The sequence below is a fragment of the Roseomonas gilardii genome (genome assembly GCF_001941945.1).
Lineage (GTDB): Bacteria > Pseudomonadota > Alphaproteobacteria > Acetobacterales > Acetobacteraceae > Roseomonas.
This window is the reverse complement of record NZ_CP015583.1, coordinates 3,952,503-3,973,747: the sequence shown is the minus strand read 5'-3', so window position 1 is coordinate 3,973,747 and position 21,245 is coordinate 3,952,503. Positions and strand designations below refer to the sequence as shown.

Sequence of the window (21,245 nt, the reverse complement as noted above, 5' to 3'; positions counted from 1 at the left end):
GACATGTTTCCGGTCCCGCATGGACCGGTGCCCCACACGGATGACTTGGACTCTTCATGAACAATTCGAACTGGAAGCACCCCTCCGAGGCTGACCGGCCGGGCCCGACGCACCCCGAGGACGACATCGCCATCCCCGTCCATGAGGCGCCGGGCCAAGCGGCCGGCGACGCTTCGGAGGCCTTCGCGCCGCAGCCCGAATCGGAGCGCGTCGCGGCGCTGGAGGAAGAGCTCGCCGCCTTGCGCGACAAGTGGATGCGGGCGGAGGCCGAGGCCCAGAACACCCGCAACCGCCAGCGCAAGGAGCTGGAGGATGCCCGCAACTTCGCCATCCAGAAATTCGCCACCGACGTCGCCGAGGCCGCCGACAACCTGCGCCGGGGCCTCGATGCCCTGCCGCAGCCCGAGCCGGGCGAGCCTGAGTTGCTGGGCAAGCTGCGCGGCGGCTTCGAGGGCGTGGAGCGGTCCTTCCTCGCCATGCTGGAGCGCCATGGCGTGCAGCGGGTGGAGGCGGCCGGCCAGCCCTTCGACCCGGCGCTGCACCAGGCGATGGCCGAGCAGCCCGCCCCGCCGGGCGTGGAGCCGGGTACGGTGATCCAGGCCTGGACCCCTGCCTGGACGCTGAACGGCCGCCTGCTCCGCCCCGCCATGGTCGTGGTCGCGGGCAAGCCGGGCTGATCCGCCTTCGCGACATCCGGACCGCCGACATCCCGGCCCTGGCCGCGCTGAACGACGCCCATGCGGCGGAGCTGAACGCGGTCGGGGAGGCGGGCTTCGCGGCCCTGGCCCGGGGCGCCTTCCGCGCCCGCGCCGTGCTGGATGGGCAGGCTCCTCCGGAGGTTCCTCTGGGCTTCCTCATCGCCTTCGCCGGCCTGCCGCTGCATGGGCCGAACCATGGCTGGGTCCACCGCCACCGGCCGGGCGCGGTCTATGTGGACCGCGTGGCCGTTGCCGCCTCCGCCCGCGGCCGGGGCATCGCCCGCCGGCTCTACGAGGATCTGGCGGCGGCCGTCCTGGCCTCCGGGCGCAGCGGGCTGGCCTGCGAGGTCAACCTGGACCCGCCCAACCCCGGCAGCCTCGCCTTCCACACGAGGCTGGGCTTCCGCCCGGCGGGCGAGGCGCGGGACCCCCGGAACGGCAAGCGCGTCCTCTACCTGTTCCGGGAGGCCGGCCCCAGCCTGGCCGCTCCCCCGCCCCCGGAGGCGCCAGCCGGTGGGCCGCCGCAGCCCGGGCCACCGGTTTCCCGGCGGAATCCGCAAGGCTGACTCACGGGAAGCGCGCGAAGAGGGGCCGCTTTGCGGGTGTTGCCCTCTTGTTGCCAAAGCCCCGGAACAATACATCCTTGGTCGCGGACCGGCCCCGGTCCGAACCAATTCCCCACATCCGAGCAAATGGGGACCGGCACGGCGCCTGAGCAGGGCCGTCCCGATCCGCCGCAGAGGAGAGACGGATGAGCAAAGTTATCGGCATCGACCTCGGCACCACGAATTCCTGCGTCGCCATCATGGAAGGCGGCGAGGCACGGGTGCTGGAGAATGCCGAGGGCGCGCGTACGACGCCCTCCATGGTCGCCTTCACCAAGAATGGCGAGCGCCTGGTCGGCCAGGCCGCGAAGCGCCAGGCGGTGACCAACCCCACCGACACGCTCTATGCCGTGAAGCGCCTGATCGGCCGTCGCTTCGACGACGCGATGGTGCAGAAGGAGAAGAGCCTCGCCCCCTTCCACATCGTCCGCGCCGACAACGGCGACGCCTGGGTGGAGGCGCGCGGCGACAAGATGGCGCCGCAGCAGATCAGCGCCTTCGTCCTCGGCAAGATGAAGGAGACCGCCGAGAACTATCTCGGCGAGCCCGTCTCCCAGGCTGTCATCACCGTCCCGGCCTACTTCAACGATGCCCAGCGCCAGGCGACCAAGGAGGCCGGCCGCATCGCGGGCCTCGAGGTGCTGCGCATCATCAACGAGCCGACGGCCGCCGCGCTGGCCTATGGCCTCGACAAGAAGAACTCCGGCACGATCGTGGTCTATGACCTCGGCGGCGGCACCTTCGACGTCTCCGTGCTGGAGATCGGCGACGGCGTCTTCGAGGTGAAGTCCACCAACGGCGACACCTTCCTGGGCGGCGAGGACTTCGACCAGCGGGTGATCGACTACCTGGCCGACGAGTTCAAGAAGGAGAACGGCATCGACCTGCGCGGCGACAAGCTCGCCCTGCAGCGCCTCAAGGAGGCCGCCGAGAAGGCGAAGATCGAGCTGTCCTCGGCCAAGCAGACCGAGATCAACCTGCCCTTCATTACCGCCGACGCAACCGGCCCGAAGCACCTCGTGCTGCAGCTGACGCGCGCGAAGCTGGAGGCGCTGGTCGATGACTTGGTGCAGCGGACGCTGGAGCCCTGCCGCAACGCGCTGAAGGACGCGGGCCTCGCCGCCAACGAGATCGACGAGGTGATCCTGGTCGGCGGCATGACCCGCATGCCCAAGATCATCGAGACGGTGAAGCAGTTCTTCGGCAAGGACCCCGCCCGCAACGTCAACCCGGACGAGGTCGTCGCCATCGGCGCCGCCATCCAGGGCGCGGTGCTGAAGGGCGAGGTGAAGGACGTCCTGCTGCTCGACGTGACCCCGCTGTCGCTGGGCATCGAGACGCTGGGCGGCGTGTTCACCCGGCTGATCGACCGCAACACCACCATCCCGACGAAGAAGTCCCAGACCTTCTCCACCGCCGACGACAACCAGACGGCGGTGACCATCAAGGTCTTCCAGGGCGAGCGCGAGATGGCGGCGGACAACAAGCTGCTGGGCAACTTCGACCTCCAGGGCATCCCGCCCGCGCCGCGCGGCGTGCCGCAGGTGGAGGTGACCTTCGACATCGACGCGAACGGCATCGTCTCCGTCAGCGCGAAGGACAAGGCCACCGGCAAGGAGCAGAACATCAAGATCCAGGCCCGCTCCGGCCTGAGCGAGAACGACATCGAGCGCATGGTCAAGGACGCCGAGGCGAATGCCGAGGCGGACAAGAAGCGGCGTGAGGCGGTCGAGGCGCGCAACAACCTGGAGGCCCTGATCCACCAGACCGAGAAGACGCTGGCCGAGGCCGGCGACAAGGTCGGCGCGGCGGAGAAGGGCGAGGTCGAGGGCGCGTTGGAGGCTGCGAAGTCGGCCCGCGAGAATGGCGATGCCGAGACGCTGAAGCAGGCGACCGAGCGGCTGTCCGCGGCGGCCATGAAGATGGGCGAGGCGATGTACCGCGCCCAGTCCGAGGCGCAGGGTGCCTCCGGCCCGTCCTCGCAGGGCGCGCCGGGCGCGGGTCCGGGTGCGGCCGGCGGCCAACCGGGCGACGGCAGCAAGGTGGTGGACGCCGAGTTCGAGGACGTGGACCACAACAAGAAGAACCAGGGCTGACGGGCTGAAGAGCCCACCGGCGCTGTAGGGCACGGCGCCCGGTCCGTGGGGATTTTGCCCCCCGGGCCGGGCGTTTTGCTATGAAGCGCCTCTGGTGTCCTGCCCGCGACAGTCGCGGATCGGCAGGCCATGGGAAAAATTGGCTGATCCGGTGATCGGTGTCACCGGACCGGGCCCGCCCTGCGAACGGGACGACGATGGCAAAGCGCGATTACTACGAAATTCTGGGTTGTGCCCGTGACGCGGGCGAGGACGAGCTGAAGAAGGCCTACCGCAAGCTCGCCATGAAGTACCATCCGGACCGCAACCAGGGCGACAAGAGCGCCGAGACGCGGTTCAAGGAACTCAACGAGGCCTACGACGTCCTGAAGGATGGCGAGAAGCGCGCCGCCTATGACCGCTACGGCCATGCCGCCTTCGAGGGCGGTGGCGGCGGCGGGGCCGGGGGCTTCGGCGGTGGCGGCTTCTCCGGCTCGCCCTTCGAGGACATCTTCGAGCAGATGTTCGGCGCCAATTTCGGCGGTGCCGCCGGTGGTGGCCGTGGCCGGGGCGGTGCTGCGGCGGGGCGCGGGTCGGACCTGCGCACCAGCATCGAGATCAGCCTTGAGGAAGCCTTCGCCGGGGTCAAGAAGACCATCCGCGTGCCCAGCTCCGTGGCCTGCGAGGCCTGCGACGGCTCGGGCGCCGAGGGCGGCAAGGCCTCCGTGCAGACCTGCACCACCTGCCATGGCGCGGGCAAGGTCCGGGCGCAGCAGGGCTTCTTCCTGGTGGAACGCACCTGCCCGACCTGCGGCGGCACCGGCCGCACCGTGAAGAACCCCTGCAAGGTCTGCCAGGGTGCCGGCCGCGTGCAGCGCGACCGCACCCTCAACGTCACCGTTCCGGCGGGGGTCGAGGACGGCACCCGCATCCGCCTGTCCGGCGAGGGCGAGGCCGGGCTGCGCGGCGCGCCCGCGGGCGATCTCTACGTGGATATCGGCGTGCGCACGCATCCGCTCTTCGTGCGCGACGGCAACAACATCTTCGTCCGCGTGCCGCTGCGCATGACCCAGGCGGCGCTGGGCGGGGCGGTGGAGGTGCCGACGATCGACGGTGGCCGCGCCCGCGTCACCATCCCGCAGGGCACCCAGGCGGGGGACCAGTTCCGCCTGCGTGGCAAGGGCTTCTCCGTGCTCCGCTCGGCGGCGCGCGGCGACATGTATGTCCAGGTCAGCGTCGAGACGCCGCAGAACCTCTCCACCCGCCAGCGCGAGCTGCTGGAGCAGTTCGAGGCCGAGGCGCGAGAGGGCGACCGGTCCTCGCCGGAATCCGAGGGCTTCTTCGCCAAGGTGAAGGAGTTCTGGGACGGGCTGGGGCGCTAGGCCGCTCTCGCCTCCCGGAGTTCTGAGCGGCACGGGCATTCAGGTGCCCCCACCCGCATGGCAGTAAGGACCCTCCGCCGCGCCCGCCACGTCCTGGCGCCCATGCGCGGCGGGATGGAGGGACGCTTCCCATGCTGACGCTCTTCTACGCGCCCGGCGCCTGCTCGCTGGCCCCGCATATCGTCCTGGAATGGATCGGCCAGCCCTATGAGGCGAAGCGGGTCCAGTACGGCTCGCCGGAACTCGTGGCGGTGAACCCGTCGGGTGCCGTGCCGGCGCTGTGCGACGAATCCGGCTGGGTGCTGACGCAGGCCGGGGCGATCCTGCATTACCTCGCGCGCCGTTTCCCGCAGGCCGGGCTGGATGCTGGGAACACGCCGGAGGAGCAGGCGGAGCTGGACCGCTGGTCGTCCTTCATGACCGGGGACCTGCATCCCTCCTTCTATCCGATCTTCATGCCGGAGCGTTACACGGCGGACCGGAGCGAGGCGGCGAAGGAGGCGGTGCGCCAGGCGGGGATGGAACTCGTCCGCAAGCGCCTCGCCCTGCTGGATGCGCAACTGGCGGAGCACCCCTTCATCCTGGGGGAAAGGCGGACGGTGATCGACGCCTATGCCTTTCCGATGATTCGCTGGGCGATCATGAAGCTGCCGGAGAAGCTCGGCCGCTATCCCCATGTGCAGGCGCTGCACGACCGGGTGACCGAGGACGCCGCCGTGCGGAAGGTCCTGGCGGATGAGGGGCTGGACCGGGCGGCGTGACCATCGGCCGGAACGGGGAGGGGGATGGGGGCGTGGACTCCCCCATCCGGATGCCTCAGCGCAGCGTCGATTCCTCCAGCATTGCCAGGATCTGGCCGCCTTCGCCGGTCAGGGTCAGCGTGCGGCCCGCGATCCGATAGCCCCTGGTCGCTTCCAGCACGGCGAAGAAGCGGTTCTCGCGCTCCCCGGTGCCCTGGTCGAGGCAGGCCATGCGGGTGCTGGCCACGGGTCCGACCCGCAGCGTGCCCGGTCCGGACAGATAGGCGCCGGTCAGGCGGTTGCAGCCGCCGGACCCGGAAACCCGCCTGTTCTGCGCGTCGAACTGCAGGAAGGGCGCGCGCTGGTCCTGGCCGGAGACGGTGACGAGCTGTCCCTCCAGTTGCGTGAGGCGCCAGGCGACGCCTTCCAGCGGCTGATCCGGCGTGGCGGCCACGGGCTGGACTCCTGACATGGCATTCGCGGGCACCGGGGCCGCGGCGGATTGTGGGGGCCGGAAGGCGCGGCGCAGGCGGCGAGGCCGAACAGGCCGCTCGCCGTGAGGGCCAGGAACGCGCCGCGGCCGGATAGCAGGGATCGGTTCATCAAGGTCTTCTGGCCTCCGTGTGTCTGGACGGCAGAGCCTAGCCCGGCCGCCCCGCTCGCGAACCCTGCCGCCGCTCAACTCCCGGAGCGCGGGTGCGCCCGTCAGCGCTTCGGCAGCAGCAGTTCCGGCGCGATGCTGGCTCCCATGGCGAGATAGCCGGCGCGGTTCGGGTGCAGCTTGTCGCCCGGGCCGCCGGTGGTGGATTCCGGCACCATCTCCGGCCGCAGCCCGCCGGTCGCGGGGTCGAGCGTGACGCGCTCGAAATCCGCCACCGCGTCGAACGTGCCGGAATCGCGGATGAAGGCGTTCAACCCGCGCCGCTTCTCGTCCTGCTCGGCATGGCCATGCGCGGCGCTGCTGCTGCCCAGCGCCGGGGGCAGCGTGGCGCCGATCATCCTCAGGCCGGGAATGCCGTCGCGCAGCCGGCGCACGCCCTCCCGCATCGCGTCGCGCACCGTGTCGAGGGAGGCATTGCCATTGCGGCTGAAGTCGTTGATGCCCTCCAGCCAGATCACCGCCGTCACGCCGGACAGGGAGATCACGTCCCGCTCCAGCCGCGACAGGGCGGAGGGACCGCCGGGGAAGGGCTTTTCCGGCCCGTATTCGGCCGGGCCTGCCACCTGGTTGCCGCCGATCCCGGCATTCACCACCGCGACCGGCCGGTCCGACGCCGCGGCGAGGCGCCGCCACAGCACGTCCGGCCAGCGGTCGTCGCCATTCATGGTGGAGGCGGTGCCGTCGGTGATGGAATCGCCGAGGCATACCACCACGGGCGTGCCGGCCGGTGCCGCCATGTCCACCGCATCGAGGAAGAACCAGGAGGCCACGGAATAGGGGAAGGCTGCCTCGCCCTCCTCCGCGCCCCGCGACCCGGCACCGGGCGGCGAGAGGTAGGAGGTCTGCATCGCCTTGGCGTGCCAGGTCATCGGCCCGGTCTGGCCGGGGAGATGGAGAGAGACGGCCAGCTTGCGCCCGGCCAGCAGCGGCGAGGCCACGTCGCCGGGCGGCAGCGACACCGGGTCCGACCAGGCCTGCCCGCCCGGCGGGATCGTCACGCCCGCCTCGCCGCCGAAGCGCACGGGGCGGTTGCTGCCGGGCAGCAGCGTCGCGCCGCCGAGCTGCAGCCCGGCATGGACGCCCTCGATCCGCAGCGGGCGGGTGCCGAAGGCGTTGGAGAAGCGCAGCCGCGCCTGGGGGCCCCAGACGGTGGGCCGCAGCACCAGCCGCAGCGTCTGGTCCCGCAGCCCCTGCGCCGGTTCCGGGATGGCGAAGCGCTGGTCCGGCTGGGCGGAAGGATTGCCCACCGGATAGGGCCCCTGGACCGAGGCGGCCCAGCTCGTCACCCAGGCCCCCGCGCCGCCTGGGACCGGAGGTGTCGGCAAGGCGGCCGAGGCGGGACGGGCGGCATCCGGGCGCGGGACGGGCGGATTCCCGGAAACGCTGCCCTGCGCCTCCGCCGCGCCCGTGGCGGCGAGAAACAGGCCCGGCGCCCCGAGGGCGAGTGTGCGGCGTCTCATCCTGGCGTTCTCCTCCGGCGGCCTTGGGTGGCCGTCTGGAGGCCAGTGTTCCGCGAAGCCCGGGCGGCGGCAACCGGCCCGGCCGCGCCGCGCGTCCGTCCGGCTCAGTCCCGGAACACCACCGTCCGGCTGCCGTTGAGCAGGATGCGCCCTTCGAGCTGCCAGAGCAGTGCGCGGGACAGGACGCGGCGCTCGATGTCGCGCCCCTGGCGGATCAGGTCCTCGGGCGTGTCGTTGTGGCTGATGCGCTCCACGTCCTGCTCGATGATCGGCCCCTCGTCGAGATCGGCGGTGACGTAGTGCGCCGTGGCGCCGATGAGCTTCACGCCGCGCGCATGCGCCTGGTGATAGGGGCGCGCGCCCTTGAAGCCCGGCAGGAAGGAATGGTGGATGTTGATGCAGCGCCCGGCCAGCTTCCTGGCGAGATCGTCGGAAAGGATTTGCATGTAGCGCGCCAGGATCACCAGATCCGTGCCGGTCTCCTGCAGCAGCGACCAGATCCGCTCCTCCTGCTCCCGCTTGTTCGCCTTCGTCACCGGCAGGTGGTGGAAGGGGATGCCGGTGAAATCGAGATGCGCATAGGTCTCCAGCGGATGGTTGGAGACGATGGCCGTCGGGATCATCGGCAGCTCGCCGATGCGCCAGCGGTAGAGGATGTCGGCGAGGCAGTGGTCGAACTTCGAGGCCAGCAGCATGACGCGCTGCCGCTCGCCCCGGTCGCGCAGGCTCCAGGACATGCCGAAGCGTTCCGCGACGAGGCCGAAGCCCTGCCGCAGCGCCTCCAGGTCCAGCCGGTCCTCGGGATGGTCGAGGGTGATGCGCGCGAAGAAGCGGGTGCTCTCCGTGTCGTCGTATTGCTGCGCCTCGCGGATGTTGCCGCCATGCTCGAAGATGCAGCCGGCCACGGCCGCCACGATGCCGGGCCGGTTGGGGCAGGACAGGGTCAGGATGTATTGCGTGGCTGTCATGTGCATCCGATGGCTGATGAGGGCCGGGCGGGCATGTCCCCGGGCCGCGTCCATGGTGCGGGAGCCGCGTTCCCGCCCGTCCCGGCACGCACCGCGTCCGGCCAGGCGGCCGGCGTCCCGGAACCCGTGCCTCTCATAGACCGGCGCGGTCACAGGCGGCCAGAGGACAGGGCGAAGGGCCGTGCAGCGCCGCCGCGGGATCACCACCGCGCGAGCCATGTCCGTCGCCACCCGCATCATCTCGTCCTGTTGATCACCGTCCCGGCGCGGGCCCGTTCTCATCCTCCGGAGGCTGGTTCAGCTTCGCCGCAACAACGGATCTCCGAACGTCACGATGCGATTCACGATGCGTCCAGGCCCGCGACACCTCGCGCGGGCGCGCCTGTCCGGCCTCGACCCGTCCGCCGGCTTCTGACCGGCACGTGCCGCAGATCTTCTCCCCTCAGGCCGACACCCTGGCCCGTGCCGGGCTGCTGGCTGTCCTTTTGTTCATCCTGGGCGGGATCGGCCTGCTGCTCTGGCTGCCCTTCACCGCGCATGTGACGCGGCAGGATCTGGTGGTGGAACAGCCCGTGCAGTTCAGCCACGCGCATCATGTCGGCAGCCTCGGCCTCGACTGCCGCTACTGCCACACCACCGTCGCGGAATCCCGCTTCGCCGGCATGCCGCCGACCGAAACCTGCATGACCTGCCATTCGCAGATCTGGACCAATGCCGCGATCTTGGCGCCGGTGCGCGAAAGCCTTGCGAAGCAGGTGCCGATCGCCTGGCAGCGCGTCCACCGCCTGCCGGACTATGTCTTCTTCGACCACAGCGTGCATGTGCGGAACGGCGTCGGCTGCGCCACCTGCCATGGCGACATCGGCCGGATGCCGCAGGTCCGTCAGGTGGCGCCGCTGACCATGGGCTGGTGCCTGGACTGCCACCGCGACCCGGCGCCGAACCTGCGGCCGGAGGATGCCATCACCCGCATGGACTGGACGCCGCCCGCCAACCGGCGGCGGCAGGGGGAGGCGCTGATCCGCCATTACATGATCCAGACGGAGGGGCTGACCGAATGCTCCCGCTGCCACCGCTGAGCGGCATCCCCGCCGGTGCCCGCGAGGGTGGGCCGGTGATGAGCCGGCGCCGGGCCGGCCTCGCGCTGCTGGGCACGGCGCTGAGCCTCACCGCCTGCGGTGAGCCGGCGGAGGAGATCGTCCCCTATGTGGAGCAGCCGGAGAACGTCGTCCCCGGCGTGCCCATGCGCTATGCCACGGCGCTGACGCTGAACGGCTACGCGCGCGGCGTGATCGCCACCTGCTTCGAGGGCCGCCCGGTGAAGCTGGAAGGCAATGTCGCGCATCCCGGCAGCCTCGGCGGCACCGATGCCTTCACCGAGGCGGCGATCCTGTCGCTCTACGATCCGGACCGTTCCCGCGCCGTGCGCCAGGGCATCCGGATCGCGCCGCGCGAGGCGCTTTTCTCCGCCCTGCTGCCGCAGATCCGCAAGGCGGAGGCGCGGGGCGGCGCCGGGCTGCACCTGCTGACGGGGCATCTCACCTCGCCCACCCTGCTGCGGCTGCTCGGTGAACTGCGCGCCCGCTTCCCGGGCCTGCGCTGGCACACGCATGAGCCCGTGGGGGAGGAGAATGCGCGCGCGGGCGCCGTGCTGGCTTTCGGGCGGCCGCTGGAGGCCCTGCCGCGCCTGGACCGGGCCACCACCATCCTGGCGCTGGATGCCGATCCGCTCGGCCCCGGGCCGGACCAGCCCCGCCATGCCCGCGGCTTCGCCGCGCACCGGCGGGCACGAAGGGGGCAAACGGGGGGCTTCTCGCGCCTCTATGTCGCGGAATCCGTGCCCGGCCTGACGGGCGCCAAGGCCGATCACCGCCTCGCTTTGCCGCCCGCCGGGCTGCGGGACCTCGCCGTCGCCCTTGCGGCAGGGCTGGGTGCGCCGCTGGAGGCGCCGCCCCTGGACCCCGCCATGGCGCGCTGGCTGGAGGCCGCGCTGGCGGATCTGCGGGCGCGGCCCGGGGAAGGGCTGGTGCTGGCCGGCCCCTGGCAGCCACCGGAGGTGCAGGCGCTGGTGCATTGGGCCAACCACCGGCTCGGCGCCCCGGTGGAGTATCGCGAGCCCCCGGCCGGGCAGGCACCGGAGGATCTCGCCAAGTTGGCAGAGGCCCTGCGCGACGGATCGGCGGAGACGCTGCTGATCCTGGACCGCAACCCCGCCTATGACGCGCCCGCCGATCTCGGCTTCGCGGAGGCCCTGGGGAAGAGCGGCGCCTTCACCCTGCATCTCGGCGGCTATTTCGACGAGACCGCCGCCGCCTGCCGGTGGCACGTGCCGATGACCCATCCGCTGGAGGACTGGGGCGATGCCCGGGCCACGGATGGCACGGCCAGCCTCGCGCAGCCGCTGATCAAGCCGCTCCACGACACGGTCTCGCCCATCCAGGCCCTGACTGCGCTGCTCGGGCGGCTGGACAGCGATCCCCAGGCGGAACTTCGCGCCACCTGGCAGGGGGCGGTGCCTGGAATGGTGTCTGGGGCGGCGTTCGAGACCTGGTGGCGGCAGGCGCTGCATGACGGGGTGGTGCCGGACAGCGCGCCCGCCCCGGTGGCGGTGCCGGAGCCGCGCCTGCCCGAACTCCGCGCCGTGCCGCCGGAGGCCGGGCTGCTCCTCGCGCTGCGCCCCGACGCCGCCTGCTGGGACGGTCGCTTCGCCAACAATGCCTGGCTGCAGGAATGCCCGAAGCCACTGACCCGGCAGGTCTGGGGCAATGCGCTGCTGCTGGCGCCCGAGGAAGCGCGGCGGCGCGGCCTGGAGGCGGGCGACATGGTGGCGCTGGACTGGCGCGGGCGGAAGCTGGAGGCGCCGGTCCTGCCGCTGCCCGGCATGGCGCCGGGCGTCGCGGCGCTGAGCCTCGGCTATGGCCGGCCGCGGGCGGGCTCGATCGGCGACGGGCTGGGCGCGGATGCCTATGCGCTGCGGGACAGCGGGGCGCCCTGGGGCGGGGCGGGGCTCGCCTTGGCGAAGACCGGCCATCGCGGCGAGGTCCTGCGTCCGCTCGACGCGAACGGGCTGGAGGGCGACCGGCACAGCCTGTTCCGCGCCTTCGGCCTGGGGGAGCTGCCCGGGCAGGAAGTGCCGCCGCCGGCCACGCCGCCCAGCCTGCTGCCCGGCAGCCGGCTCACCGGGCCGCGCGTGGAGGGGGTGCCGGCCAGCCATCCGCAATGGGCGATGGTGATCGACACCACGCTCTGCATCGGCTGCAACGCCTGCGTCATCGCCTGCCAGGCGGAGAACAGCGTGCCCGTGGTCGGGCCGGAGGAGGTGGCGCGCGGCCGCCACATGGCCTGGCTGCGCGTGGACACCTACTGGCAGAACGAGGCGGAGGCGGACCCGCGCCCCGGCTTCCAGCCCGTGCCCTGCATGCATTGCGAGCAGGCGCCCTGCGAGCCGGTCTGCCCCGTCGCCGCCTCGGTGCATGACAGCGAGGGGCTGAACGTGCAGGTCTACAACCGCTGCATCGGCACGCGCTTCTGCCAGGGCAACTGCCCCTACAAGGTCCGGCGCTTCAACTTCTTCGGCTACAATGACGGCCAGGAATACGGGAACCTCGGCGATCCGCTCGTGGCGGCGCAGCACAATCCGGAGGTGACGGTGCGGGCGCGCGGGGTGATGGAGAAGTGCACCTACTGCACCCAGCGCATCAGCGCCGCCCGCCGCGCCGCGGAGAAGGAGGACCGGCCGCTGCGCGCCGATGAAGTGCGCACCGCCTGCCAGAACGCCTGCCCGGCCCAGGCCATCAGCTTCGGCGACCTGGCGGCGGAAGGCTCTGCCGTGGCGGCGCTGCGGCGGGAGCCGCAGCACTACGCGCTGCTGGGCGAGCTGGGGACGCGGCCGCGCACCACCTATCTCGGCGCCGTGCGCAACTCCCATCCGGGGCTGGAGGACGGGGCATGAGCGGCGCCACCGACGGGCTGCTGCCGCGCGAGGCCAGCTACGGCTCCCTGGTCGGCACGGTCGCCGACCCGCTGCTGCGGGAGAAGGCGGGCGGGCGCTACCGCATCGCCTTCCTGCTCGCCCTGCTGGTGACGCTGATGATGGCCGCCATCATCACCTGGCTCTTCGCCCAGGGCATCGGCATCTTCGGCAACAACACCTCGGTGGTCTGGGGCTTCCCCATCGCCAACTATGTCTGGTGGATCGGCATCGGCAATGCGGGGACCTTCATCTCGGCGGCGCTGCTGCTGACGCGGCAGCCCTGGCGCGCGGCGATCAACCGCTTCGCCGAGGTGATGACGATCTTCGCCGTCTCCATCGCCGGGCTGTTCCCCATCCTGCACCTGGGCCGGCCCTACCGCGCCTACTGGGTGATCCCCTATCCGAACTCGATGGGGCTCTGGCCGCAATGGGACAGCGCCCTGGTCTGGGACGCGGCCTCGATCGTCGCCTATCTGGTCTTCTCGGTGCTGTTCTTCTTCCTGGGCCTGATCCCGGACCTCGCCACGCTACGCGACCGGGCGCAGACCCGGGCGGGGCAGCGGATCTACGGCGCGCTGGCGCTGGGCTGGCGCGGCTCCGCCCGGCACTGGCAGCTGCACGACACGGTGTATCGCGCCATGGCGATGATCGCCCTGCCGCTGGTGGTCTCCGTGCACAGCGTCGCGGCACTGGATTTCGCGGCGAGCCTGATGCCGGGCTGGTCCGAGTCGATCTTCCCGCCCTATTTCGTGGTGGGCGCGCTCTTCTCCGGCTTCGGCATGGTGATCGTGCTCGCCGCCGCCATGCGCCGGGGCCTGGGCCTGCAGGCGGTGATCACGCCGCGCCATTTCGAGGTGATGGCGCGGGTGGTGCTGGCCGGGGCGCTGGCCATGGGCCTGTCCTACGGCACCGAATGGTTCAACGACTGGTATGGCGGCGACGCGGCGGAACGCGCGCACCTGCATTACCTCTTCCACAGCCCCTACACCGTCCTCTACCTCGTCATGCTCTTCTGCAACGTGATCGCGCCGCAGCTCTTCTGGATCGGCGCGCTGCGGCGGCGGATCTGGTTCGTGGTGCTGGTGGCGGTGGTGCTGAATGTCGGGATGTGGCTGGAGCGCATCCTGATCATCTGGAACACGCTGTCCCACACGCATCTGCCGGCGACGGAGAGCGTCTTCCACCCGACGCTCTGGGACTGGGGGCTGCTGGCGGGCACGCTGGGCTTCTTCGCGCTGCTGATGCTGACCGTGTCGCGCCTGCTGCCGGTGGTGGCGATGCACGACATGGGCAAGCTGTTGCACCGGCGGAGGCGCGAGGGATGAGCCCGCCGCCGCTGCTCCTCGCCGAGTTCCGCGACCCGGACACGCTGCTGGCTGCCGCCCGGCGGGCGCGGGAGGCCGGGCTGCACCCGATCGACGCGCACACGCCCTTTGCCGTGGAGGGGCTGCCGGAGGCGCTCGGCCTGCCGCGCTCCCGGCTGCGGGTGCTGATGCTCGCCGCCGGGCTGGCGGGGGCGGGACTGGCCTATCTGATGTGCTGGTACGCCTCCGTGCACGGCTATCCGCTGTTGATCGGCGGGCGGCCGCACCATGCCTGGCAGGTCTATCTGGTGCTGAGCTTCGAGGGCGGCATCCTGGCCGCCGTGCTGGCCGGGGTGGCCGGTTTCTTCTTCGCCAGCGGCCTGCCGCGCCTGCACCACCCGATCTTCGCGGCCCGGGATTTCGAGCGTGCCAGCCAGGACCGCTTCTTCCTCTCCGTCGCCGATCCGGGCGCCGACGAGGCGCGCCTCGCGGCGCTGCTGGACGGGCTCGGGCCGGTCTCCGTGCGGGTGGTGCCGATGGTGGTGCCGATGGTGGTGACGGCGTGAGGGGGTGGACCCTCCTGCTGCCGCTGCTCCTGCTGGCCGGGTGCAAGCAGGAGATGGCGCAGCAGCGCCGCATGGACACCTACGAACGGACCGGGGTCTGGAAGGACGGCACCACCGCCCGCCCCATCCCGGCCGGCACGGTGGCGTGGGGCGACCTGGCGCGTGACGCCGCCGCCCTCGTCCCGCCGCCCGTCACCCCGGCGCTGCTGGCGCGCGGGCAGGAACGGTTCGGCATCTTCTGCACGCCCTGCCACGGCCTGTCCGGCGAGGGCAACGGCATGGTCGTGCAGCGCGGCTTCCCGCCGCCGCCCTCCTTCCACACCCGCCGCCTGCGCGCGGTGCCCGCCCGCTACCTCTTCGACGTCATCACCGAGGGCTATGGCGTGATGTATTCCTATGCCGCCCGCGTGCCGCCCGAGGACCGCTGGGCGATCGTGGCCTATCTGCGCACGCTGCAGCTCTCGCACCACGCCACCCTGGCCGAGGCGCCAGAAGCCGCCGGGGCGATCCGGGAGGCGGGACCGTGAGCGCGCGTGCCCTGCTCTCCGGCTGGCCTCCGGTGCTGGCGGGCCTGGTCGCGGCGCTGCTGCTGCTCGGCTGGGGCCTGCTGCTCTCGCCCGGTACGGCGGCGGTGGGCTGGCTGACCGGGCTGTTCTTCTGGCTGGGCATCTCCCTGGGCGCCTTCGTACTGCTGGCGGTCCATGCCCTCACCGGCGGCGCCTGGGGCGAGGCGCTGGACGGGGCGCTGGTGCCCGCCGCGGCGGCGCTGCCGCTCTTCCTGCTGCTCGCCCTGCCGCTGGCCTTCGCCATGCCGGCGCTCTACCCCTGGGTGGCGGACCCGTCGCGGGCCATGCACGCGGATGTGGCGGCGCTCTACCTGAACCCGCCCGCGGCCCTGCTGCGCGGCGGGGTCTCGCTGCTGCTCTGGTCCGTGCTGGCGCCGCTGCTGGTGCTGCTGCGCGGCGCGGCGCGGACGGCGCTGGGGGCGGTGGCGCTGCTGCTGCATGTGGTGATGCACACCGCCCTGTCGGTGGATTGGCTGCTCTCCATCGACCCGCGCTACCACTCCACCGCCTTCGCCCTGGGGCTGCTGGTGATGCAGATCCTGGCGGCCCTCGCCTGGGCAGCCTGCCTCCGCTCCGGGACCGGTGGCGGCGGGACGGGAACAGCCGGGGACCTCGCCGGGATGCTGGTGGCCGCCGCGCTGGGTACGCTCTACCTCACCTACACCCAGTACCTCACCGCCTGGTATGGCGACCTGCCGGACAAGGCCTCCTGGTTCCTGCTGCGGCGGACGGCGCCCTGGCCCTGGGTGCTGGCGGCGGCGCTGCTGCTGTCCGGCCTGCTGCCGCTCTGCGGGCCGATGCTGCGGTCCTGGCGGCGCAGCCCCACGGCCCTGGCCCGCATCGGGCTGGGGGTGCTGGCGGGGCTCTGGCTGCACCTGCTCTGGCTGGCCGGGCCGCGCTTCGGCGCCTGGAGCCTGCTGAGCGGGGCGCTCGGCCTCCTCGCCGTGGGCGGGGCCTGGACCGGGCTGGTGCGGGGCGTGCTGGCGCCGCGCCTGCGGCGGCGGCCGGACGCGCCGGCGCGGGAGGGGCTGCGCCATGGCTGAGGAGATCCGCACGCGCGAACCGTTGGACGTCTATCCGCGCGCCGTGCTGGCGGTGGGGTTCGGGACGCTGCTGTTCTTGCTGCTGAGCCTGGGCGGGTTGTTCTGGATTTATGACCGCACCGGCATCCGCGCCAACCAGCCGCCCGCGCCGCAGGACTTCCCGGCGCCGGCACTTCAGACCGACCCGCGCGGCGACCTCGCCCGCTTCCTGTCGGAGCAGCGCCGGGGGCTGGAAACCTATGGCTGGGTGGACCGGGAGCGCGGCCTGGTCCGCATCCCCGTGCGGCGGGCCATGGAGATCCAGTCCGGGCGCGGCCCGGAAGCCTATGCGCCGCTGGAGGCGCCGGAGCCGGGCGTGCCGCTGCCGGTGCGGCCTGAGGCGGCCCGCAGGGGGGAGGCGGGGCCATGAGGCACCTCCTGCCGCTCCTCGGCCTGCTGCTCGCGGCCCTGCCGCCCGCCATGCTGCCGGGGCCGGCGCGGGCGGCGCTGACCGAGGCGCAACTGGCCGAGGTGGAGCTGGCGCCCCCGCCGGGCGCGCGCCTGCCGCCGGACCTGCCGCTGCGGGACGAGGATGGGCACGCGGTCACGCCCGCCGCCCTCCAGCACGGCCTGCCGGCGGTGCTGGTGCTGGCCGACTACACCTGCGTCACGCTCTGCGGCCCGGCCCTCGGCATCGCCGCCCATGCCCTGGCGGAAACCGGGCTGCGGCCGGGGCGGGACGTCGTGTCGCTGGCCATCGCCCTGGGGCCACGGGACGGGCCGGCCGAGGCGCGCGCGATGAAGGCGGCGCATCTGGACGGGCTGCCGCCCGCGCTGCTGGCCGCCACGCATGTCCTGACCGGACCGGCCGCCGCGCTGGCCCGGGTGCAGTCCGCCCTCGGCTACCGGGCGCAGTTCGACGAGGCGGCCGGCCGCTACGCCCATCCCATCGGCATCCTGGTGCTGACGGGCGACGGGCGGGTGTCGCGGCTGCTGGACGGGCTGGCGCCCGATCCGGCGGTGCTACGGCTGGCGCTGGTGGAGGCCTCCGACGGCAGGATCGGCACGCTGGGGGACCGTCTCCACCTGCTCTGCTACGGACTCGACCCGGCGCACGGGATCTACAACGGCATGGTGAAGCAGGCGCTGACGGTGGGGACGCTGCTGACCCTGGGCGGGCTGGGGCTCTTCCTCGTCCTCGTCTCGCGCCGCCGGGCCCAAGGTGGCCAAGCCCAGGGTGGCCAAGCCCAGAATGGTCAAGCGCAGGGCGGGATGCGCCCATGAGCAGCTTCCGGTTCTGGCCCGACGCCGCCTCGGACGTCGCGCAGCGCACCGACCTGATCGTGGTGATCATGCTGGTGCTCTCGGGCGCCATCCTGCTGCTGGTGGCTTGCCTGCTGCTCGGCTTCGCGATCCGCTACCGCCGCGGCTCGAAGGCGCCGCGCGGGCCGCTGCCGGAGATCCTGCAGCGCGAGGTCGAGGTCGGCTGGACCGTGGCCACGGCGCTGCTGGCGATCGTGCTCTTCGCCTGGGGCGGCGCCACCATGCTGTCCTTCGGCCGCGCGGAGCAGGGGGAGGCGGTGGAGATCCACGTCCAGGCCAAGCAGTGGATGTGGAAGACCCGCCACGCCAACGGGGCGCAGGAGATCGACGCGCTGCACGTGCCGCTGGGCCAGCCGGTGCGGCTGATCATGACCTCGCAGGACGTGATCCATTCCTTCTTCGTCCCCGCTTTCCGGGTGAAGCAGGACGTCCTGCCCGGCCGGCTGACCGAGCTGCGCTTCACCCCCACCAAGCCCGGCACCTACCAGCTCTTCTGCGCCGAGTACTGCGGCACGCTGCATGCCCGCATGGGCGGCACGGTCACGGTGATGGAACCGGGCGACTACGCGCAATGGCTGGCGGCGCAGCCGGAGGCCGACGACCTCGCGGGGGAGGGCAGGGTGCTCTTCACCGCGCTCGGCTGCTCCGGCTGCCATGCCGGCAGCGCCACCGTCCACGCGCCGCGGCTGGAGGGGCTCTACGGACGGCAGGTGCTGCTCTCGGACGGGCGCTTCGTCACCGCCGACGAGGCCTATCTGCGCGATTCCATCCTGCAGCCGGCACGGCAGGTCGTGGCCGGCTTCCAGCCGCTGATGCCCTCCTTCGCCGGGCTGGTGGGGGAGGACGAGCTGCAGCGCCTCGTCGCCTATATCCGCTCCCTGCGGGAGGAGAAGTCACCATGAGCGACATCGCCGCCGACGCCGCCATGGCGCCCCGCGCCCGGCCGGCCGGGGAGGAAAGCTACCTGACGGCGGAACGCGGCCTCGCCTCCTGGCTGCTGACCACCGACCACAAGCGGATCGCCCTGCTCTACGCGGCGGCGCTGACCGCCTTCTTCTTCATCGGCGGGGCGGGCGCGGTGGCGATCCGGCTGGAGCTCTTCACGCCGCAGCAGGACCTGATGTCGGCGGACACCTACAACCGGATGTTCACCCTGCACGGCACGGTGATGGTCTGGTTCTTCCTGGTGCCCTCCATCCCCAACACGCTGGGCAACTTCCTGCTGCCGCTGATGATCGGGGCGAAGGACGTCGCCTTCCCGCGCCTGAACCTGTCCTCCTGGTATCTCTTCGTCGGCGCCGGCGCCTTCCTGGTCTATGCGCTGATCGCCGGCGGGGTGGACACGGGCTGGACCTTCTACACGCCCTATTCCACGATGTTCTCCAACTCCTACGTGCTCGCCGCCGTCTTCGCGGTGATCGCCGTGGGCTTCTCCTCCATCATGACGGGGCTGAACTTCATCGCCACGGTGCACATGCTGCGCGCGCCGGGGATGCACTGGTTCCGCCTGCCGCTGCTGGTCTGGGCGCTCTACGGCACCAGCCTGGTGATGGTGCTGGCGACCCCGGTGCTGACCGCCGTGCTGCTGCTGATCTTCGCCGAGCGCGCCTTCGGCCTGCCGATCTTCGACCCGGCGCGGGGCGGCGACCCGCTGCTGTTCCAGCACCTCTTCTGGTTCTACAGCCACCCGGCCGTGTACATCATGATCCTGCCCTCCTTCGGCGTGATCAGCGAGATCGTCACCTGCTTCGCCCGGCGCCAGATCTTCGGCTACAGCTTCATGGTCTATGCGATCCTCTGGATCGCGGTGATCGGCTTCCTGGTCTGGGGCCACCACATGTTCGTCTCGGGGCAGTCGCTCTACGCCTCGCTGGTCTTCTCCTTCCTCTCCTTCGTCATCGCCGTGCCCTCGGCCATCAAGGTCTTCAACTGGACCTTCACCCTCTACCGCGGCGAGATCACCTTCGAGGCGCCGATGCTCTACGCCGTCGGCTTCATCGGCCTCTTCACCATCGGCGGCCTGACCGGGCTCTTCCTGGCCTCGATCCCGATCGACGTGCACGTGACCGACACCTATTTCGTCGTGGCGCATTTCCACTTCATCATGGTGGGCGGCGCGGTCACGGCCTTCTATGGCGGGCTGCATTTCTGGTGGCCGAAGATCACCGGGCGCCTCTATCCGGATGGCTGGGCGCGCTTCGCCGCCATCCTGATGTTCTTCGGCTTCGGCTTCACCTTCTTCCCGCAGTTCATCATGGGCTATCTCGGCATGCCGCGGCGCTACGGCGCCTATCCGCCGGAGTTCCAGGTCTATCACGTCATGTCCTCCTGCGGCGCGGTGCTGCTGGCTGCGGCCTACCTGATGCCCATGGGCTACCTCGCCTGGTCGCTGCTGCGCGGGCAGCGGGCCGGGGACGATCCCTGGAACGCCACGGGGCTGGAATGGCAGACCGGCTCGCCGCCGCCGCGCGACAATTTCCGCAGCCAGCCGGTCGTGGAAACCGGCCCCTACCTCTATCACGACGAGGATTTCGGCCCGGACCGGCGGACGGAGGAGCCGCACCGGAACCAGGACGAGCCCCGGTGAGCGCGGCGGACCCCCATGCAGCGCAGGCGCCCGATCCGATCCGGGAGCCCTGGGAGAGCTTCCACCGGCAGCGCCTGGGTTCCAGCCTCGGCATCTGGATCTTCCTGGGCAGCGAGGCGATGCTCTTCGGCGGGCTGATCATGGCCGTGGTGGCGAACCGTGCCCTGCATCCGGAGGCCTTCGCCGCCGCCGGGCGCGAGACGGATGTGGTGCTGGGCACGCTCAACACCGCCATCCTGCTCACCAGCAGCCTGACCATGGCCATCGCCGCGGAGGCCGCCCAGGCCGAGCTGCGCCGCACGGCCCTGCGCGGCTTCGCCCTGACCCTGCTGCTGGGCCTCGCCTTCCTCGCGGTGAAGGGCTTCGAGTACCACAAGGACATCGCGGAACACCTCGTGCCCGGTCCGGGCTTTCCGCTCCCCGACCCTGCCTCGCAGATCTTCTTCGGCTTCTACTGGGGCATGACCGCGCTGCATGCGCTGCACATGACGGCCGGGCTCATCGTGGTCGGCTGGCTGAGCTGGCAGGCCTGGACGCGCCGGCGCGCGCTGCGCAGCCCGGCCTATGAGGTCGTGGGGCTCTACTGGCACCTGGTCGATATCGTCTGGGTCTTCCTCTACCCGCTCTTCTACCTCGGTGGGCGCTCTTGACCGCGCCGCATGGCCTGGCCGAGGCCGGTCCGCGCAGCACGCGGGACATCCTGCGCGCGACCCTGCCGCTCTGGCTGGCGCTCATGCTGCTGCTCGCCGCGACCCTCGGCCTCGCCTATGTGCCGCTCGGGCGCTGGAGCGCGGCGGTGGCCTTCGGCATCTCGGGGGTGAAGACGATCCTGATCGGCGTCTTCTTCATGAAGCTGCGCGACGCGATACCGCTGGTCCGCATCGCCGCCTGCGCCGCGCTGCTGTGGCTTACCTTCCTCTTCCTGCTCACCTTCGCCGATCTGCTGACGCGCGCGCCTTTGACGCAGCCGGGCACGCTGGTGCCGTCGATGGGCTGATCCGGCGCCGCTCTCCGTGGCCGCCCGCCGTGGGAGAGGCGCCGCCTCTCCCGCACCCTCTCCGCCGGGGACCGAAGCCGGTCCCCGGACCCCGGGCTTTCGTCGGCACTGGCGGTGGCCGTCAGCCTGACGCCCGATCCCTGAAAGCTGGCGGATCAGTGGGGCTCCCGAAAAAAGCAAACACCCTGTCCGTGTTCGTGGCGCCCGCAGTCGCCGGAGAGCATCGCTCTCCGGCGCGATCCGGCCCGCAGCAGGCGTCAACGAATGGGGTCCAGGGCGCGAAGCGTCCTGGCGGATAAGGGGGCGCGGGGGAAAAGG

The 21,245-nt window shown here is 71.7% G+C and carries 20 protein-coding genes; 17 read left to right on the top strand and 3 right to left on the bottom strand.

The window, feature by feature from the left end; genetic code table 11:
- Positions 1-56: 56 nt before the first annotated feature.
- The 5 genes from RGI145_RS17975 (at position 57) to RGI145_RS17955 (ending at position 5,521) form a co-directional block, all read left to right on the top strand.
- Entirely contained in the window at positions 57-677 is a 621-nt protein-coding gene (locus tag RGI145_RS17975; protein ID WP_156878596.1) for a nucleotide exchange factor GrpE, read from the top strand.
- A 134-nt stretch (positions 678-811) separates the two neighbouring features.
- Positions 812-1,264, top strand: a complete 453-nt coding sequence (locus tag RGI145_RS17970; RefSeq protein ID WP_075799447.1) for a GNAT family N-acetyltransferase — start codon at positions 812-814, stop codon at positions 1,262-1,264.
- 185 nt (positions 1,265-1,449) lie between these two features.
- Positions 1,450-3,399: a molecular chaperone DnaK gene (gene dnaK / locus RGI145_RS17965; RefSeq protein ID WP_075799446.1), complete on the top strand. Its 1,950-nt coding sequence runs from the start codon at positions 1,450-1,452 to the stop codon at positions 3,397-3,399.
- 197 nt (positions 3,400-3,596) lie between these two features.
- The gene (gene dnaJ / locus RGI145_RS17960) at positions 3,597-4,760 is read left to right on the top strand and encodes a molecular chaperone DnaJ (RefSeq protein ID WP_075799445.1); all 1,164 of its coding nucleotides are present in this window, start codon (positions 3,597-3,599) and stop codon (positions 4,758-4,760) included.
- Between the two features lie 131 nt (positions 4,761-4,891).
- On the top strand, positions 4,892-5,521 hold the full coding sequence (locus tag RGI145_RS17955; RefSeq protein WP_075799444.1) for a glutathione S-transferase family protein: 630 nt from the start codon (positions 4,892-4,894) through the stop codon (positions 5,519-5,521).
- 55 nt (positions 5,522-5,576) lie between these two features.
- Here RGI145_RS17955 and RGI145_RS17950 read toward each other — a convergent pair whose 3' ends face one another.
- From RGI145_RS17950 to purU, 3 genes are all read right to left on the bottom strand, one after another.
- Positions 5,577-5,954, bottom strand: coding sequence for an META domain-containing protein (locus RGI145_RS17950; protein WP_167668311.1), 378 nt, complete (start codon positions 5,952-5,954; stop codon positions 5,577-5,579).
- 251 nt (positions 5,955-6,205) lie between these two features.
- Positions 6,206-7,621, bottom strand: a complete 1,416-nt coding sequence (locus RGI145_RS17945) for a GDSL-type esterase/lipase family protein (protein ID WP_075799443.1) — start codon at positions 7,619-7,621, stop codon at positions 6,206-6,208.
- A gap of 104 nt (positions 7,622-7,725) precedes the next feature.
- Positions 7,726-8,589, bottom strand: coding sequence for a formyltetrahydrofolate deformylase (purU, locus tag RGI145_RS17940; RefSeq protein WP_075800181.1), 864 nt, complete (start codon positions 8,587-8,589; stop codon positions 7,726-7,728).
- A gap of 422 nt (positions 8,590-9,011) precedes the next feature.
- On the opposite strand from purU, the gene RGI145_RS17935 reads away from it, so the two are divergent.
- From RGI145_RS17935 to RGI145_RS17880, 12 genes are read left to right on the top strand one after another with little or no spacing between them, the layout of a single operon-like run.
- Positions 9,012-9,668, top strand: a complete 657-nt coding sequence (locus RGI145_RS17935) for a cytochrome c3 family protein (protein ID WP_075799442.1) — start codon at positions 9,012-9,014, stop codon at positions 9,666-9,668.
- Positions 9,647-12,541, top strand: coding sequence for a 4Fe-4S dicluster domain-containing protein (locus tag RGI145_RS17930; protein WP_208863896.1), 2,895 nt, complete (start codon positions 9,647-9,649; stop codon positions 12,539-12,541). The genes RGI145_RS17935 and RGI145_RS17930 overlap by 22 nt, the downstream gene beginning before the upstream one ends.
- Positions 12,538-13,887 (top strand): NrfD/PsrC family molybdoenzyme membrane anchor subunit, encoded by a 1,350-nt coding sequence (gene nrfD, locus RGI145_RS17925; RefSeq protein WP_083670921.1) that lies wholly within the window; start codon positions 12,538-12,540, stop codon positions 13,885-13,887. Before RGI145_RS17930 ends, nrfD begins: the two co-directional genes overlap by 4 nt.
- Complete coding sequence (locus tag RGI145_RS17920) at positions 13,884-14,432, top strand: DUF3341 domain-containing protein (protein WP_075799441.1); 549 nt, start codon at positions 13,884-13,886, stop codon at positions 14,430-14,432. The genes nrfD and RGI145_RS17920 overlap by 4 nt, the downstream gene beginning before the upstream one ends.
- Positions 14,429-14,959, top strand: a complete 531-nt coding sequence (locus tag RGI145_RS17915; RefSeq protein ID WP_075799440.1) for a c-type cytochrome — start codon at positions 14,429-14,431, stop codon at positions 14,957-14,959. The genes RGI145_RS17920 and RGI145_RS17915 overlap by 4 nt, the downstream gene beginning before the upstream one ends.
- Positions 14,956-16,041: a hypothetical protein gene (locus tag RGI145_RS17910; RefSeq protein WP_083670918.1), complete on the top strand. Its 1,086-nt coding sequence runs from the start codon at positions 14,956-14,958 to the stop codon at positions 16,039-16,041. Before RGI145_RS17915 ends, RGI145_RS17910 begins: the two co-directional genes overlap by 4 nt.
- A complete protein-coding gene (locus RGI145_RS17905; RefSeq protein WP_075799439.1) occupies positions 16,034-16,450 on the top strand; it encodes a hypothetical protein in 417 nt (138 codons plus the stop codon). The genes RGI145_RS17910 and RGI145_RS17905 overlap by 8 nt, the downstream gene beginning before the upstream one ends.
- Entirely contained in the window at positions 16,447-17,304 is an 858-nt protein-coding gene (locus RGI145_RS17900; protein WP_075799438.1) for a thioredoxin domain-containing protein, read from the top strand. Before RGI145_RS17905 ends, RGI145_RS17900 begins: the two co-directional genes overlap by 4 nt.
- A complete protein-coding gene (gene coxB, locus RGI145_RS17895; protein WP_075799437.1) occupies positions 17,301-18,245 on the top strand; it encodes a cytochrome c oxidase subunit II in 945 nt (314 codons plus the stop codon). The genes RGI145_RS17900 and coxB overlap by 4 nt, the downstream gene beginning before the upstream one ends.
- Positions 18,242-19,930 (top strand): cytochrome c oxidase subunit I, encoded by a 1,689-nt coding sequence (locus RGI145_RS17890; protein ID WP_075799436.1) that lies wholly within the window; start codon positions 18,242-18,244, stop codon positions 19,928-19,930. The genes coxB and RGI145_RS17890 overlap by 4 nt, the downstream gene beginning before the upstream one ends.
- Entirely contained in the window at positions 19,927-20,580 is a 654-nt protein-coding gene (locus RGI145_RS17885) for a cytochrome c oxidase subunit 3 (RefSeq protein WP_075799435.1), read from the top strand. The genes RGI145_RS17890 and RGI145_RS17885 overlap by 4 nt, the downstream gene beginning before the upstream one ends.
- Positions 20,577-20,927: a cytochrome C oxidase subunit IV family protein gene (locus tag RGI145_RS17880; RefSeq protein ID WP_208863895.1), complete on the top strand. Its 351-nt coding sequence runs from the start codon at positions 20,577-20,579 to the stop codon at positions 20,925-20,927. Before RGI145_RS17885 ends, RGI145_RS17880 begins: the two co-directional genes overlap by 4 nt.
- Positions 20,928-21,245: the final 318 nt, after the last annotated feature.